14 protein-coding genes and 1 pseudogene are annotated in these 14,052 nt (G+C 66.0%); 7 read left to right on the top strand and 8 right to left on the bottom strand.

The window, feature by feature from the left end; translation table 11 throughout:
• Nucleotides 1-27: 27 nt before the first annotated feature.
• Together gcvH and gcvT are read right to left on the bottom strand one after the other, a co-directional pair.
• Nucleotides 28-411: a glycine cleavage system protein GcvH gene (gene gcvH / locus C450_RS12775; RefSeq protein ID WP_005044044.1), complete on the bottom strand. Its 384-nt coding sequence runs from the start codon at nt 409-411 to the stop codon at nt 28-30.
• Complete coding sequence (gene gcvT / locus C450_RS12770) at nt 408-1,526, bottom strand: glycine cleavage system aminomethyltransferase GcvT (protein WP_005044042.1); 1,119 nt, start codon at nt 1,524-1,526, stop codon at nt 408-410. Before gcvT ends, gcvH begins: the two co-directional genes overlap by 4 nt.
• Nucleotides 1,527-2,140: 614 nt before the next feature.
• On the opposite strand from gcvT, the gene C450_RS12760 reads away from it, so the two are divergent.
• Complete coding sequence (locus C450_RS12760; RefSeq protein WP_005044039.1) at nt 2,141-2,923, top strand: inositol monophosphatase family protein; 783 nt, start codon at nt 2,141-2,143, stop codon at nt 2,921-2,923.
• A 20-nt stretch (nt 2,924-2,943) separates the two neighbouring features.
• Here C450_RS12760 and C450_RS12755 read toward each other — a convergent pair whose 3' ends face one another.
• Nucleotides 2,944-3,174: a hypothetical protein gene (locus C450_RS12755; RefSeq protein WP_005044036.1), complete on the bottom strand. Its 231-nt coding sequence runs from the start codon at nt 3,172-3,174 to the stop codon at nt 2,944-2,946.
• 236 nt (nt 3,175-3,410) lie between these two features.
• Between C450_RS12755 and C450_RS12750 the strand changes: the two genes are divergently transcribed.
• The gene (locus C450_RS12750; RefSeq protein ID WP_005044034.1) at nt 3,411-3,965 is read left to right on the top strand and encodes a metal-dependent hydrolase; all 555 of its coding nucleotides are present in this window, start codon (nt 3,411-3,413) and stop codon (nt 3,963-3,965) included.
• A gap of 27 nt (nt 3,966-3,992) precedes the next feature.
• Here C450_RS12750 and C450_RS12745 read toward each other — a convergent pair whose 3' ends face one another.
• Nucleotides 3,993-5,573, bottom strand: a complete 1,581-nt coding sequence (locus tag C450_RS12745; protein WP_049910203.1) for a S8 family peptidase — start codon at nt 5,571-5,573, stop codon at nt 3,993-3,995.
• Nucleotides 5,574-5,737: 164 nt separating this feature from the next.
• Between C450_RS12745 and C450_RS12740 the strand changes: the two genes are divergently transcribed.
• A complete protein-coding gene (locus C450_RS12740; protein ID WP_005044028.1) occupies nt 5,738-6,202 on the top strand; it encodes an NYN domain-containing protein in 465 nt (154 codons plus the stop codon).
• A gap of 30 nt (nt 6,203-6,232) precedes the next feature.
• Here the strand turns inward: C450_RS12740 and C450_RS12735 are convergent, their stop codons facing one another.
• A complete protein-coding gene (locus tag C450_RS12735) occupies nt 6,233-7,375 on the bottom strand; it encodes a glutamate-cysteine ligase family protein (RefSeq protein ID WP_005044025.1) in 1,143 nt (380 codons plus the stop codon).
• Between the two features lie 168 nt (nt 7,376-7,543).
• Between C450_RS12735 and C450_RS12730 the strand changes: the two genes are divergently transcribed.
• From C450_RS12730 to C450_RS12720, 3 genes are all read left to right on the top strand, one after another.
• Complete coding sequence (locus C450_RS12730; RefSeq protein WP_005044022.1) at nt 7,544-8,398, top strand: TatD family hydrolase; 855 nt, start codon at nt 7,544-7,546, stop codon at nt 8,396-8,398.
• A gap of 39 nt (nt 8,399-8,437) precedes the next feature.
• Nucleotides 8,438-9,031 carry a DUF2150 family protein gene (locus tag C450_RS12725; RefSeq protein ID WP_005044018.1) on the top strand — a complete coding sequence of 198 codons (594 nt, stop codon included), beginning with the start codon at nt 8,438-8,440 and terminating at the stop codon, nt 9,029-9,031.
• Nucleotides 9,032-9,100: 69 nt separating this feature from the next.
• Entirely contained in the window at nt 9,101-10,651 is a 1,551-nt protein-coding gene (locus C450_RS12720) for a Kelch repeat-containing protein (RefSeq protein ID WP_005044015.1), read from the top strand.
• Between the two features lie 74 nt (nt 10,652-10,725).
• Here the strand turns inward: C450_RS12720 and C450_RS12715 are convergent, their stop codons facing one another.
• From C450_RS12715 to C450_RS12705, 3 genes are all read right to left on the bottom strand, one after another.
• Nucleotides 10,726-10,992, bottom strand: coding sequence for a DUF7513 family protein (locus C450_RS12715; RefSeq protein WP_005044013.1), 267 nt, complete (start codon nt 10,990-10,992; stop codon nt 10,726-10,728).
• A complete protein-coding gene (locus C450_RS12710) occupies nt 10,989-12,557 on the bottom strand; it encodes a Na+/H+ antiporter NhaC family protein (protein WP_005044010.1) in 1,569 nt (522 codons plus the stop codon). The genes C450_RS12715 and C450_RS12710 overlap by 4 nt, the downstream gene beginning before the upstream one ends.
• 145 nt (nt 12,558-12,702) lie before the next feature.
• Complete coding sequence (locus tag C450_RS12705; RefSeq protein WP_193790518.1) at nt 12,703-13,317, bottom strand: metal-dependent hydrolase; 615 nt, start codon at nt 13,315-13,317, stop codon at nt 12,703-12,705.
• A gap of 443 nt (nt 13,318-13,760) precedes the next feature.
• On the opposite strand from C450_RS12705, the pseudogene C450_RS22695 reads away from it, so the two are divergent.
• Nucleotides 13,761-14,052 (top strand): annotated as a pseudogene (locus C450_RS22695) (hypothetical protein); the annotation flags it as partial.

Below are 14,052 nucleotides of genomic sequence, written 5' to 3'. Positions count from 1 at the left end.
CGCGTGGACGGTAGACTGCCGAGCCGATCACTCGATCTGGTTGCGGTACGCGTCGGCGTCGAGGAGGTCGTCGAGGTCGTCGGCGTCGTCGAGGTCGACTTCGAGCATCCATCCCTCGCCGTAGGGGTCGTCGTTGACGAGTTCGGGCGCGTCGAGCAGTGCGTCGTTGGTCGCGGTCACGGTACCCGAAACCGGCGAGTAGAGATCGGACACTGCCTTGATGGACTCGACGACGCCGAACTCCTCGTCGTGGGTGATTTCCTCGCCCTCCTCGGGGAACTCCACGAACACGATGTCGCCGAGTTCGTCCTGGGCGAAGTCGGAGATGCCGATGCGTGCCGTGCCGTCCTCGCGGTCGGCCCACTCGTGGCTCTCCATGTACCGCAACTCGTCGGGGATCTCGAAGCTCATCGTTCGAGGAATGGGAGCGCCCGGGTACGTGCCTCTTTCGGCTCTCCCCGGACGCGGACCGAAACCGCGGTCCCTGGCTCCGCGTACTCGGTCGGAACGTACCCCATCCCGACCGGGGTCGAGAGGGTGGGACTCATCGTTCCGCTCGTGACCGTGCCGATGGTCGTCCCCTCGGAGTCGGTGATGTCGTAGCCGTGGCGGGGCACGCCACGGGTTTCGAGTTCGAACCCGACGAAGCGCTCGTCGGGGCCCGGTTCTGCAACCTGGGCGAGCGCGTCGCGGCCGACGAACTCGGTGTCGAGATCGACGGCGAAGCCGACGTCGGCCTCGAAGGGGTTGCGGGGGTTCTCCTCGTGGTGGAAGTCCTGGCCCGAAAGCAGGAATCCCGCTTCGATCCGGAGGGTGTCGCGCGCGCCGAGCCCACACGGCTGGCAGTCGAACGCTTCCCAAACCGCTTCGGCCCCATCCCACGGAACGATCAGTTCGAGGCCGTCCTCGCCGGTGTAGCCCGTGCGCGCCGCGAGGCAGTCGACGTCGGCAACGGTGGCGTCGGTCGCCGAAAACCGCCCGAGGTCGGCGAGCGGTTCGTCCGCGTCGGCGGTTGCATTCGCGTCGTCGGCCGCGCTTGCGACGAGTTCGACCGCGTCGGGGCCCTGGACCGCGAACATCGCGTATTCCTCGGTGCGGTTGTCGACCGTCGCGTCGAGCTCCCACTCGTCGCGGTGGGTCGTCCAGCGATCTTCCATTTCCTCGTCGTGGCCCGCGTTCGGGACGAACAGAAAGTCGGCGTCGTGGGTTTCGGGCAGTCGGTAGATCACCGTGTCGTCGAGGATCGTGCCCTCGGTGTCGGTGATCATCGCGTACTGTGCGTTGCCGGGATCGGGCGCGCTCACGTCGTTGGTCGTGAGCCGCCCGAGCAGTTCAGCGGCATCCGGCCCCGAGACTTCGATCTCGCCCATGTGCGAGACGTCGAACTTGCCGGCGGACTCGCGGACGCTCTCGTGTTCCGTACGGATCGAATCGAACTCGACGGGCATCGCCCAGCCGCCGAACTCGGTCGTCTGTGCGCCGCGGGCGTCGTGGGCCGCGGCCAGCGGCGGTTCTCGAAGTGCCATGCCGGCGTGTCGTCCCCCGCAGCCTAATGGTTTGGTAGTTCGAGCGAGAGTCCGATCCTGCAGGGTGATTCGGTGTGGCAACGTGGCGGCGGTTCTAGTGCGGTGATGGTTCGTCCGGTTGTACGGAGATTTCGTGAAAATTCCCACATCCCACAGTACAGCGAGCGGCGAATAGTCACTACAAGTGATGGGCGTACCTGCCTAACGAGACTGTGAGAATCGTGTCTGGATTGGGTCGTCCTGAGTCGTGTTCCACCAAAAGCCGCCAAAGCCGAAGATCGTGAAAACGACTGCAATGAGGGCTAACAGAAGGTTTCCCTGGTAGGCCTGGACGAATAGTAGGATCCCGAACACCAGGCCGAAACCGAAGAGGAGCCACCGGCTCATCTCACTGAAATACAAGATCCAGAACAATAAAGATGGGGTCAGTAGCCAGTTCGCACCTACGTACCGCCTGATTCGTCGAAGAATAGAAGAGACCACTCCTCAAGGGAATTTTTGAGACTCGTGTAGTCGTGCGGTTGAGATGGTTGACCCCCAGTCGGCGTCGCTTGTCTGAGCACCGTCGGGGCATCCGCCCGACGGTTTTTGCCCGCGCGGCGAGACGGTGGCGTATGACCGACACCGAGGCACGAGCCGATCTCGTGGCACGAGCGGCGGACGCGGGCGCGCGAGTCGCGCTCGAATCGTTCCGTGAGGAACTCACGGTCGAGACCAAGGCCGACAAGACCGACGTGGTGACCCAGATCGACCGCGACGCACAGCGTCGCGTCGTCGAGACCATCCACGAGGAGTACGACGACCCCGTTATCGGTGAAGAGGAAGGTGCATCGAAGACGATCCCCGAGGAGGGGCCGGCGTGGGTGGTCGACCCGATCGACGGGACGAACAACTTCGTCCGCGGACTCCGGATCTGGGGAACGAGTGTCGCGAGCGTCGTCGACGGCGAACCGGTCGCCGCAGCCACGGTCCTCCCGGCGCTTGCGGACACGTATCTCGCGGGCGCGGAGCGCGTCACGCTGAACGGTGACCCCGTTCGCGTGAGTTCGCGCGAGGACTCCGACGCGTTCGTGGTCGATCCGATCCTGCTCGACGACGCAGCGGACACCGCCGGAGTGGACGTGCTCGCCGAACGGTTCGGCGACTACCGCCGGCTCGGCTGCGCTCAGGCGACGCTCGCGGCGGTCGCCAGCGGGTCGCTCGACGCCGCGATCACCACCGTTCGGATGCACCCGTGGGACACGATCGCGGGCGCGCACATGATCCACAACGCCGGCGGTACCGTGACCGACCTCGATGGCGAGCCGTGGCGTCACGACAGCCGCGGACTGGTCGCTTCGAACGGCGCAGCGCACGACGAGGTGCTCGCGGCTGCACGGCGGGCGGCTGGGGAGTGAGTGGTCGGCCGAAAGGTCGGTTAGCTGCTGTGCGGCTCCTCGTCCCGATGGTTGTCGGGGTTCTCGGCCTCGCGGGCGGCGTTCTCGCGTTTCTCGGATTCGGTGTCGACCTCGCCCTCGGCGGCCTCCTCACGCTTTCGCTCGGCTTCGGCCTCACGGGCCTGCTCCGCGTCCTCGGCCTCCTCGTCGTCCGTCTCGTCTTTTTCCTTCGCGAGCGTGACGTCGCGCTCGTGGGGATCGTCCTCGGACATGGGCTGCGCTTTGGCTCTTCGTAACTTGAGCGTGCGGCCTGCCAATGACGACCCTTCTCACAGGTTGGAGCCCTCGTTCTCGGTTCTTCGACGTTTCGGAGAGGACTCGGGCCCGAAACGATTTCCAGTCACTGCGAGTGAACGAACCACCGTTTGGCCCGAGACGACCGCTCCGTGGGGATTTTCCCGGCGAGGGCATGCAATAGGTTTTTGCTGCTATCACCATCCGAACGAGCATGGTCGACGTTCTCGGTCATCTCGGGATGGGATTGCTCTGGCTTGCCCCGGCGTGGTACTTCATCGACGACCGGCGCACTGCGGCGTTGTTCATCGGCGTGGGATTCTGGTTCGGCATGTTGCCCGACGTCGATCTCGTGCTCTCTAGCTTCCAGGGTATCCATCACCACGGCGTGTTTCACACGGTGCTCGCTGCGCTGGTGTTCGCGGCGATCCTCGGGCCGATCCTCGGCTGGCTCCTCAAGCGACTGTTCGGTGGGACGACGTGGTTCTCCCGCGAGGCGGCGGACCACGCGACCGCGCTCGGCGTAATCGCCGTCGGTCTGCCGAGTCTCGCACACGTCTTCGCCGACATGCTTTCGGCACCCGACACCTCAACCCGGATCGAACCGCTCTGGCCGCTGGTCGATGGCCCGGTCGTCTACATGGACGTGCTGTTCTATCAGTCGTTCTGGGCGACGATCGGACTGTTCGTCCTCGGACTCGCGGCCAACGTCGCGTTCTACTACTGGAGCGACCAGAACGAAGGGAGCCGGCGCACACAGCCGTCCTGACGCGGAAAAATCGGCAGCAGCGATCGATTACTGCGTCTCGGTGATCGTCAGGGAGTAGTTACCGGAGCCGCTGTACGAGTCGACGTTGATCTGCATGGCCGCCGAGTCGTCGGGAGTGTCGATGGTGACCGTCTCCTGGCTGTTGGTCGACCGGGAGGCGTAGTCGTAGCTGTTCGGCGAGGCGTTCCGGGTCGTACCCGTGTTGACGTAGAGGTCGAAGTCGGCGTTGGTCGGTCCATCGAGTTCGACGACGACCTGGCTCGGCGAGGAGTACGTCCACGACCACGTGTAGTCGTCGCCGTCCCTGTAGCTCGATAGGCTGCCGTCGACGGAGCCCGACGTGGTCTCGCCGCCTCCACCACCACCGCCACCGCCGCCCCCGCCGTCGGCTGGATCGGTGGTGACGGCTGCGAGCGCGTCGACCTGGCCGCTACCCTGCTCGTTCGCCGAGAGTCCGATGTCCTCGGCGGTGTTTTTGAGGTGCGATCGAAGTTCCTGGTTCGTGAGGTTCCACTTCGCGAGCGTGAGCCCGGCGACGCCGGAGGTCACCGGGGTCGCCATCGACGTGCCCGAGAGGCGCTCGTAGGAGCCGCGGGCCTCGGTGGTGGTCGAGAGGACGTCGACGCCCGGTGCACAGAGTTCGACGTTCTCGCCGTACTGGCTGAAGCTCGCCAATTGCTCGTTGTCGTCGACGGCGGAGATCGCCATGCACTCGCTGTAGGCTGCCGGGTAGCTGACCGAGCTCGACCCGTTGTTGCCCGCGGCGGCGATCACGAGCGAACCGTTGTCGGTCGCGTAGCTCACGGCGTTTTTCATCGTGCTCGTGTACCCGCCACCGCCGAGCGAGAGGTTGATGATGTCGGCCCCCTGGTCGGCCGCCCACTCGATGGCGTCGGCGATATCCGCGGTCGATCCCGAACCCCCCTCGTCGAGCGCACGGCCGTTGATGAGCGAGGAGTTGCTCTGGCCAGCCACTCCGGTGCCGTTGTCGACGACGGCGGCCGCACAGCCCGAGACGTGGGTGCCGTGGTACTCGCTGCTCGGGGCGTCGGGATACGGGTCGGAGTCGTTGTCGGCGAAGTCCCGACCGGGGTTCGACTTGTAGTTCGCCTGAAGGTCGGGATGGTCGTACTGCGCACCCGTGTCGACGACCGCGATCGTCACCCCGGAGTCGCCAAGCGTGGTGTCCCACGCCCGATCGGATTCGACCTGTTTCGGTGCGTACTGGTCGCCGAAGCGCGGATCGCTCGGCTGGTAAAGCGCCTCGTGGGTCGTGTTCGGCTCGGCGTACTTGATGTGATCTTTCTTCGTGATCGCGTCGATGAAGTTCTCCTTCGCGCGATCGGCGGCCTGGCTCGGGAACTTCACCGCGACGTAGCTCAGCTTTTCGTTTCGGTGGACGACCTCCGCGTTGCCGGGGACGGCCTGTGTGACCGCCCCTTCCATGTCGGCTGCCGACGCCGACACCCCGACGAGGATCTCGTCTTTCTTCGGGCCGGGCTGACGACCCGGTGTCGCGGACGCAACACCGCTCAGTCCGCCGAACAGTGTTCCTGCACCGATTGCTTTCAAGAACGATCGTCGACCTGGAGTGGGTTTCTCAACCATGGTCCAGACCTACAATCAGTACAGCATTCCTTAAATGTTCCCATATAATTGTGCAACAAATCGTTATAGCGGTTGGATTATTAAGTAGGCTAGAGAAAACAAGGGTGTCGTTTCGGTCGATCGGACACCGTCACGGCTTTGCCGCCCGCCGGTCGAACCGAGACATGCTCGGAAAGCTCCGAGAGGCGGTGTCGAGTACGGGGAGTCGCGAGCCGGCGGTCGGGCTGTTCGTCGACGGACCGAACGTCCTCCGGAGCGAGTTCGACGTGGATCTCGACGACATCCGCGCGGCTGCGGCGGCGGTCGGCCGGCCGGCTGTCGTGCGGCTCTATCTCGACGAACACGCCACGCCGGGACTGATCCAGGCTGCGGAAGCCCGCGGGTTCGAGGTCCGGATCACGAGCGGCGACGTCGACGTGAAGCTCGCGGTCGACGCGACCGCCGCGATCGGCGATCTCGACACTCTCGCGATCGCGTCGCGCGACACCGACTTCAAGCCCGTGCTCGAACACGCCGCCCGCCGTGGGCTGGCGACGCTCGCGATCGCGCCCGGGAGTCACGGTCGCTCGGACGCGCTCAGAAACGCCGCCCACGAAGCTGTCACGCTCGAATCCGACCCGACGGACTGACGTAGTGGATGGCGGATCGTTCCCGGACGGCTACGGCAGCTTTCTACTCGAGGTGTCCGTGTTCCGGCCGCCATCGACGAGCGCTCGTTGCTCGCTCGCCCCTTCAATGGCGGAGCGAGCCGTGATCGCTTCGATGTCGCGTTCGAATCGCTCGGCGTACGCGATCCGGATGCGCCGCGCGTCGGCCCGTGTCACCGACGTGTCGCACGCGATTTCGGTCGCGATCGGCCGGTAGGCCCGCGTGTCGATCCCCATTCGTTCGAGGTACTCACGGACCGCCGACGAACCGAGACCGTGCTCGATCGCCGCCTGCGAGAGCCGTTCGAGTTCGTCGAACGGCGGCACGACGATCCGACCGGGTTCGACGCGCGGATCGCCGATCTCCACCGGCTCGTCCGCGGCGCGACGGACCAAGCGAGCGACGTCGCCCACGAGGCGCAACGTTTCGGTGGGCAGCGCCGTGTCGGGGGCACGCCACTCGACGGTCGGTGGGCACCGACGCAGCCGGACTGGGGCTACGATCGCGTCGTCGGGCTGGAAGTGAGTCACGAGCTCGTCCTCGCTGACGCCGCGCTCGGCCGCGAGCGTCCGGAACCGATCGTAGCTCGCCTCGATCCGGCGTTCCCACTCGGAAAGATCGGACGGGTACGACCAGAGGTCGCGCAACGGGACGAACGCCTCGCCACACAGCGACCGGTAGGCGTGTGCACGCGAGGAGTGCCCTCGGGGTCGCCCCGCGTACCACGGCGACGAACTCACCAGCGCGAGCGCGGGATCGAGCGCGGTCAGGAGGGTGAGCTGTTTCGTGGCGTCGTCGAGATCGAAGTGGACGTGCGTGCCGGCACACTGGGTCGCGGGCGCGAGACCCGCACCGTAGATCCGTTCGAGGAGCTGCCCCCGATCGGTGACCGGCGGCGATGCCGCCGAGGCGAGCGGCGTTCCGAGCGGTACGAGCCGCTTGCCGTCGGCGGCGGCCGCATCGAGCACCGTCCGGAGCGTCGTCCCGAACGAGCGCCGGAGCTCGTCGACATCTTCGAGCGGCGGCGTGTGCACCTCGATCAGCGGGGCGACGAACTCGGGTTCGACGTTGTCGTGTATCGTGAGCGCTCGCCCGTCACACAGCGCTCCCGACGCATCGATCACCCAGTACTCGGCTTCGATTCCTATCTTCATGAACAACACCTCCGAGCCCGCGCGACGCGAGCTACCGCGTCTCGACGGCACGTACGAGCATAGCCACGACCCCTGCACATGCCGGGGACACGGCCGCGTCGGTCGGTTTCCCGACCACAAGCTCGACGAGAGCGTGCAGTTTTTGCGAGCGATCCCCCGATACCGGCCATGGAACTCGATACGCCGGTGCTCGACAACCACCTCCATCTCGATCCCGAACATGGGAAAGGGATCGAGGCCGTGAAGGATTTCGCTCGGGTCGGCGGCACCCACCTCCTCGTGGTGAACAAACCCTCGTGGCTGCTCGGCGTCGATGTCGAGCAAGGCGCGGACTTCGAGGCGGTGTTCGAGACCACGATCAAGGTCGTCACGGAGGCAAGCGAGATCCTCGATGGCCGGGCGTGGCCCGTCCTGGGTGTGCATCCCGGACTCGTCTCGAAGCTCGTCGACGACCGCGGGTTCGCGCCAGCCGAGGCGCGCGACCTGATGCAGGCCGGTCTCGACGCCGCCGCAGAGTACGTCGCCGACGGCCAGGCGCTCGCGCTCAAATCCGGTCGGCCCCACTACGAGGTTCCCGACGCGGTGTGGGACGCCTCGAACGAGGTCCTCAAACACGCGCTCGCGCTCGGGGCCGATCTCGATTGTGCGGTCCAGCTCCACACCGAGGCGAGCGACGACCTGACTGAGATCGCCGAGTGGGCCGAAGCGCGCGGGCTCGCTTCCCATCGTGTCGTCAAACACTACGCTGGCGGCCGACTCGCCGGCCCGACCCCGAGCGTGATGAGCGACAAGGATCGGTTGACCGAGGCCGCAGAGCGCGCCGAGACTGCCGAGGAGCCGTTTCTGATAGAGACCGATTTCGTCGACGACCCCGACCGGCCCGGTGCCGTACTTGGCCCGAAAACCGTCCCCCGGCGGGTGCGGTGGCTCCGCGAGGAGGGCTGGGAGGAGGCGATCGAGACCGCTCACGTCGAGACGCCGGCCGAGGTCTATGGCATCGACACGCGCGCGACCCTCGGGTAGACGAAAAGGTCTATCAATAGCGCAACGTTCGGTGCGGGTATGAGCGCACCCACGGACGGCTTCTACACCGACGAACGCTGGCAGAACTGGCTCGACCGCCTCCGCGACGAGGACCTCGATCCCGAGGACGAGGACGCCGCACGCCTGCTCTGGAACCTCCAGGAGGACGCTGCGATCGCGGTCGTAAAGGTCCTCACCGCGTACGACAACGAAGAGCTCGATGCCGAGATGACGATGAACGAGCTCGCGAACGTCCGCGAAATCGTGCTCGCGGACGTCGACATCGACGACGAGGAAACCCTGCTGCTCGTCGACGGCGTCCAGACCTCGCTGGTCTGTGTGTTCTACGCCGCGGAGCTGTACGTCGCCGAGGGCGTCGCCGACGCCGATGTCGCCGAGTGTCTCCGGGCCGCCGACGCCGCCGAGAGCGAGGAGGAGTTCGACGACGCGCTCGGCCACTGCGCCCGGGCTGGAACGCTGCTGATCGACGGCGCGGAGCTCGATCGGTCGGTGATCGACGACGTCGGCTACGGCCCGGTCGCCGAGTGGCTCAACGGGCTCGGCAGTCTCGAAAGTGCGCTCAGCGACCCCGAACTGATCGAAGAAGACGAGGAAGCCGAGGACGAGGCCTGAGATCGGCCACACAGCCCGCATCGACCCGGCACCGCCCGGAGACCACGCGAGACCACCACACCACGAGGGATGACCGAAGACCACCGCTCCGCCGACCGCGACGGGACCGCCAGACGAACCCTCCTCCGAGCGATCGGCCTCGGCGCGAGCGCCGCGATGGCCGGCTGTCTGTTCGGTGGCTCCGGTGGTGACGGCAACGGTTCCAGTGAGAACGCCTCAGACGGAAACGGTTCGAGCAGCGACGCGACGACCGGAGCGACGCGCCGCACCGACGCAGCCAACGGAACCGGAGCCCGGTCGGACGGCGAGCGAACGACGACCCAGGAGCAGTCGATCATCACGTCCGCGAACCCGACGACCGTGCCACCGACGACCGCGGCCGCCAACGCGTCGAACGGATCGGCGACTCCATCCTCGAACGCTACCCGGACCACGACATCGTCCGAAACCACGACGGTCACACCGACGCGGACGGCCACTCGGACCGAAACGGCGACCGCGACACCGACCGAGACGGCGACACGAACGCCGACCGAAACCGCAACACCGACCGCAACACGGACCGAGACGCCGACCGCACCGGAGCCGTCCGTGGGCTGGACCGAGCGCACCGCTCTCCCGGTCGTCGGGAGCGACGCCGGCGGTGGGGTACTCGACGGCGAACTCTACTTCTTCGGTGGGATCGAGACCGCCACAGGGCTGGCCGCCACCCGGCAGACGTTCGCGTACGACCCGGCAGCGGGTTCGGGGGGCACGTGGGATCGACGAGCCGACTTCCCACGGGCGCTGTGGGGTCCCTGCGGGGTCGCCACCGACGACGCGCTCTACAGCTTCGGCGGCGCACCCACCAACGGCCCCTACGAGGGCGGGCCGCCGCCCTCGGACGTGATCTCTCGCTACCGACCGGACGAGGGCTGGACGGATCTGACCGCAACCCAGGGAACGCGCTGTCCGTACCCGAACTGGGTGATGGGCGGGGTCTACAATCCCGCCGACGGCCTGGTCTACTGCGTGGGCGGCGGCACCGGCGCACACGACGCCGAGACCGCGACCGATCACGGGTTCGACGGCGACGTGCCCGGAACGTTCGACGAGCGTCGGCTCTGGACGTTCGATCCCGCGAGCGAGTCGGTCGCCGATCCGGATCTCGCGCGGATGCCCGAAGCGAAACGCTGGCCCACGGTCGCGCTGCTCAACGATGGAGGGAGACAGTACATCCACGTCATCGGCGGGCTGTCGGGCACCACCGGCCCGACGGACTCGAACTTCCGATACGACGTCGCTGGCGGCTCGTTCGAGCGCGCGACGCCCATGCCACGAGCCGGCACCTACGCCACTCACGGCGATCCCGTCATCGGCAATCGGGCGTATCTCACCCACGGAATGTTCTGGCAGGGCGAAGCGACGATCGACCGCTACGAGACGGTCGCCCACCGCTACGACCCCGTGAGCGACTCGTTCACGACCGATCTTCCCGGACCGACCCACCAGCGGGGTGGGGCCACATCGGGCGTGATCGACGGGACGCTGTACGTCGTCGGCGGGCACATCAAGCGGTTCGATCAGAACGGTCTCCACGACTGCGTGGCGTACAACGAGGCGTACACGCCCGGCGAGTAGCGGTCGTCAGGAGCGGTCACGACCGTTGTCCGTGTGCTGATCTTCTCGCGAGACGACCGTTCGAAAACGACGCATCAGAACGAGCTATCGCCGATCGTGTCGAGGACGGTCGCCCGCCCGACGTGATCGTTGTCGTCGAACTCCTCGACCCGGAGCCGGATCTGGGTATCGACCAGATCGGGCGTGGTGTCGTCGATCCAGAGCACCGTATCGCCGATCCGCACGAGGGCCTGCCCGTCCTCGTAGCCGGTGACGAACGCCGCGAGCTCCTCGCCCGGCTCGAACGTCGGCCTGTTCGTTCGGAACCCTACGCCTTCGAACAGCGCACTCAGTCGGCTCATACCCGCGCCACCTCATCGGATTCGCGGTCGGCAACGTATTCGAGCCCGAACCCGGTCAGCGCCGAGGCGATGAAGACGAAAAAGAGGAGCCAGCCGTGGAAGACGAACGGCCAGACGTCGATGGGGTTGACGACCATCGACTGGGTGAACCACTCGTACTGGTCGGGGAGGCCCACCATCGCGGAGTAGCCCGCGAGGACGCCGCCGCCCCATGGGAAAATGTAGCCGAGCGCGGAGGTGTTCGCGTCGAGGATGTTCGCCCGGCGGTAGGCGTTGATGTTGAACCGCTCGCCGATCCGTGCGATGTACGGTGCGATCGCGATCTCGGCGGCGGTGTTGATCGTGATCATGGAGTTGACGGTCGCGGTCCCGAGCACCATCGTGAGCTCGGCCCGGCGCACGGTCGTGGCGAACGTCTCCAGCAGCCAGTCCTGGATCACCGCGAACCCACCGCCGCGCACCAGAATCCGCGCGCCCGCGACGATCAACAGCGTGAGCACGATCAGCGGGAAGAAGCTCAGCGCGCCGGCGTAGATGCTACCGGCGACGGCAGACTGCCCGCTGTCGACGAGTTCGACGAACGGCAGGCCCGACAGCGACTGGGCGAGCCCCGCGTCCCGCGGGGCCTGGAACACGATCATGTCGCTCACCGACGCCAGCCCAAAGCCCAGGTTGAGGACGACCGAGGTCACCAGTCCCCACGAGACCGCCTCGACGATGTGGCGACCACTGATCGCCGTCGCGATCACGACGCCGATCGAGAGCAGATGAACGAGCCCCAGCGGATTGCTCTCGTCGACGAGGACGCTCTGGGCCCCCTGTGCGACATCGACGCCGGTCATCATGTTACCGGCGACGATGTAGCCCGCGAGCGCGAGCACCGCCGCGACGACCGCGTACTTGAATCGTGAGGCGACGACGCCACCGATGTCGGCGTCCTGGGTGACGGCGCTCACGATCGTGGTATCGCTCACCGGCGCGAGGTTGTCGCCGAACACCGCCCCAGAGAGCAGCGCGCCGAACATCAACACCGGGTTCGCGCCGAGCAGGACGCCGGCCGGGAAAAAGAGTGAAGTGAACGCGATCGCGGTGCCGTAGCCGCTCCCGATCCCGGTCGCGAGCAGTCCGGCGAGCAAGAACGTGACTGCGGGGAACAGCGCCGGGCCGATGCTCAGCGCGTCGGCCGCCCAGACCAGCCCGCTCACGAACCCGCCGACCTGGATCGTCTCGGCGAACATCCCGGCCCACAGCCACGCCACGATCGCTGTCGCGGCGACCCGCTGGGTCATCCCCTCGAAGATGGTGTTCGCGTAGGTCTTCCAGTCGCCTTTCACGAAGAACATCCCGACGATCAGTGCGAGCAGCATCCCCGCCACCAGACCGTTGGTGGCACCGATCTGGAGGATGCCGCTCTGGACAATCGCCCAGAGGACGAAGAGTGCGAGCGGCAGCGCACTCATCAGCCGCCCGCCGTAGAACTCGATCGCCGGTCCCTCGTTGTCGTCCGTGAATTCCTGCTCGTAGTCGTACTCGTCCGGATCGTCGGGATCGCCGCTATCACTCATAGGTTATCCGTTGTTCATCAACGATCGAGCGCGCGTATATGCGTTCTGAAGGGGCTGTGTGGCAGAAATTCACTCCCTGGGTACGGTGTGACGGACCGAGTCCAGTTCGTGGAGTCGATGGTCGACACAGCGATCGGAACGGCGACTACGAACGGAAATCTTCGACGAAGCGCTCGGGGACGCGATCGAGCAGTGTGGGGGGAAGCGCATCGACGAGTCGTTCGACGACCCAGACCATCGGTTTGCGGAGCAGGGTGTAGACCGCCGAGATCCCGACGACGACCGCGATCACGGGATCGATCGATGCCGGGTAGATCGCGAGACAGATCCCGCCGAGCACCACTGCGAGTGCGAGGTCCTCGGGCGCGCCGTCGTACCGGATCCACCGTCGCGGCCGGAGCCACCGACCCCGGTAGTGGTCGTACACCGCACGTTCGGAGGTGCCGCGCCACGGCTTGAGTTCGAGCCCGCCGCCGAACGCGTCCATCCGGGAGTGGAGCGCTGCGGCGACGAAAAACCACGCCAGCCCGACAGAGAACTGGCTCGGGACGGCGATTGCCACAGCGGCGAGCACGGCCGCGATCGCCGCGTAGTACGTCGGGAAGTGGAGAGTCTTGCGGTGGTCGGCGTAGAGATCGAGATCGGGGAACGCGCCGCCGATGCCGGCAGCCGCCACGGCCACCGGGGTGTGTTCCGGTGCGACCACGAGCGTCACGCCCGCGACCACCATCCCGGCGAGCGCGTGCGTGGTGGCCATCATCGAAACCGAATACGTGCCGAACCCGTAAGCCAGTATCGTCCGCCGGGTGCTCGTGGGGCGACATTCCCGTTTCGGCTGCCGATCGCCACGAGCGTCAGGAGGGAAACGAACCGTCGTCCATCAGTTCATGAAGATATATTCACGAGTCGGTTCGGCGAGCAGGTAGCGTCGGGAGGTGGATTCGTGTACTAAACCGCAAGAAGGCGGCGAGAGTGGGTGATCGAGTTGGCGGCTGTCGCGAGTATCTAATAATACTCTTTGACTCCCCACCCGCCGCCACAAGAGTTTCTGTACTAGCCCCTGCGGGGCGGATGGGGTTGTGGTGCGGACTGATTCTTATCCTGCCTGCGCCGACGGCCCCCTGTGGGCCGTGAGGCAGCCACAGCGACGGGAGCAACCACTGAATCTCCAACCTATTTGTCCTGCTCTACGAATGCCTGTTTATGAGCATGGAGGTTGACCGTTCGCTTACAGCCGAGTCTGCTCCCGAGTTACGTGCTCTCTACGAGGACTATCGAGCGTGGGCAGATCGAAGCGAGAAGGAAGTTGCCCGATTAATTGAGAATACAGATGAAGTAATCGGCATCTGGGATACTGAAACAGATGCACTCGTTGCCTCTGCTCGTGTTCTGACCGACTACTACCCTCAGCTTTGCACGTTCAGAGATACCACCCTTTTGAACCGTCTGAGCCGTTCGAGTGAAGGAAGAGATGCTCGATCTCTTCCATCAATTC

The organism is Halococcus salifodinae DSM 8989 (genome assembly GCF_000336935.1).
GTDB lineage: Archaea > Halobacteriota > Halobacteria > Halobacteriales > Halococcaceae > Halococcus > Halococcus salifodinae.
This window is presented reverse-complemented; position numbering and strand designations above follow the sequence as displayed.

Bases quoted from the DNA above. Each gene is read 5' to 3' on its own strand.
- gcvH (WP_005044044.1), bottom strand. From the start codon at position 411: ATGAGCTTCGAGATCCCCGACGAGTTGCGGTACATGGAGAGCCACGAG.
- gcvT (WP_005044042.1), bottom strand. From the start codon at position 1,526: ATGGCACTTCGAGAACCGCCGCTGGCCGCGGCCCACGACGCCCGCGGC.
- C450_RS12760 (WP_005044039.1), top strand. From the start codon at position 2,141: ATGACCGACACCGAGGCACGAGCCGATCTCGTGGCACGAGCGGCGGAC.
- C450_RS12755 (WP_005044036.1), bottom strand. From the start codon at position 3,174: ATGTCCGAGGACGATCCCCACGAGCGCGACGTCACGCTCGCGAAGGAA.
- C450_RS12750 (WP_005044034.1), top strand. From the start codon at position 3,411: ATGGTCGACGTTCTCGGTCATCTCGGGATGGGATTGCTCTGGCTTGCC.
- C450_RS12745 (WP_049910203.1), bottom strand. From the start codon at position 5,573: ATGGTTGAGAAACCCACTCCAGGTCGACGATCGTTCTTGAAAGCAATC.
- C450_RS12740 (WP_005044028.1), top strand. From the start codon at position 5,738: ATGCTCGGAAAGCTCCGAGAGGCGGTGTCGAGTACGGGGAGTCGCGAG.
- C450_RS12735 (WP_005044025.1), bottom strand. From the start codon at position 7,375: ATGAAGATAGGAATCGAAGCCGAGTACTGGGTGATCGATGCGTCGGGA.
- C450_RS12730 (WP_005044022.1), top strand. From the start codon at position 7,544: ATGGAACTCGATACGCCGGTGCTCGACAACCACCTCCATCTCGATCCC.
- C450_RS12725 (WP_005044018.1), top strand. From the start codon at position 8,438: ATGAGCGCACCCACGGACGGCTTCTACACCGACGAACGCTGGCAGAAC.
- C450_RS12720 (WP_005044015.1), top strand. From the start codon at position 9,101: ATGACCGAAGACCACCGCTCCGCCGACCGCGACGGGACCGCCAGACGA.
- C450_RS12715 (WP_005044013.1), bottom strand. From the start codon at position 10,992: ATGAGCCGACTGAGTGCGCTGTTCGAAGGCGTAGGGTTCCGAACGAAC.
- C450_RS12710 (WP_005044010.1), bottom strand. From the start codon at position 12,557: ATGAGTGATAGCGGCGATCCCGACGATCCGGACGAGTACGACTACGAG.
- C450_RS12705 (WP_193790518.1), bottom strand. From the start codon at position 13,317: ATGATGGCCACCACGCACGCGCTCGCCGGGATGGTGGTCGCGGGCGTG.